Annotated in this window: 1 protein-coding gene; it reads right to left on the bottom strand. The window is 70.1% G+C overall.

Annotation, left to right across the window (positions count from 1 at the left end; genetic code table 11):
• On the bottom strand, nt 1-501 hold a 501-nt coding region (locus AC1DWF_RS35610), incomplete at its 3' end, for a Bug family tripartite tricarboxylate transporter substrate binding protein (protein ID WP_476843168.1).
• Between the last annotated feature and the right edge of the window lie 138 nt (nt 502-639).

Here is a 639-nt window from a genome sequence, read left to right as displayed (position 1 = left end):
GGTCACGCGCGCGATGTCGAACATGCCGATGTTGTTCGGCGCACCCGTGGCGCCGAAGGTCGTGCGGCGCGCCTTGGCCGCGTTCACCAGATCCATGATGGTCCGGTGCGGCGATTCCGCGCGGACCGCGATGCCGTAGAGATAGCGCGCGAAGGCCGGCAGGAAGGTGAAGTCGTTGGAGCCGTAGGTGACGTCGAGCATGTGCGGCGCGATGGCGAGGCCCGCGAGGCCCGTCGTGCCGATGGTGTAGCCGTCSGGCCGCGCSGCSGCGACSGTCTGCRSGCCSACCGTGCCCTGGCCGCCGGGSCGGTTCACGATCTGSAYCGGYACGCCGAGGATCTTCTCGGCCTCGGCGGCGATGGCACGGGTGGAGACGTCGGTCGAGCCGCCGGGACCGTACTGGACGATGATGGTGATCTCGCGCTCGGGCCAGGCGGGCTGGGCGATGGCGGGCGCGAAGAGAGTGGCGGCGCCCGTGGCGACCAATGTGCGGCGTTGCATCTTGGTTGTTTCCTCCGTGTGGTTGCAGGCGCAGGCGGTCAGGGCATGTAGCTGCCGCCGCCCACGTCGATCGTCGTTCCCGTGAGGTAGGCCGCCGCGTCCGAGGCGAGGAAATGCACGGTCTCCGCGACCTCCTCC

The sequence above is a fragment of the Aminobacter sp. P4_D5 genome (assembly GCF_056401815.1).
Note: the sequence above shows the minus strand (reverse complement) of the source record. Positions and strands in the feature narration are given on the sequence as shown.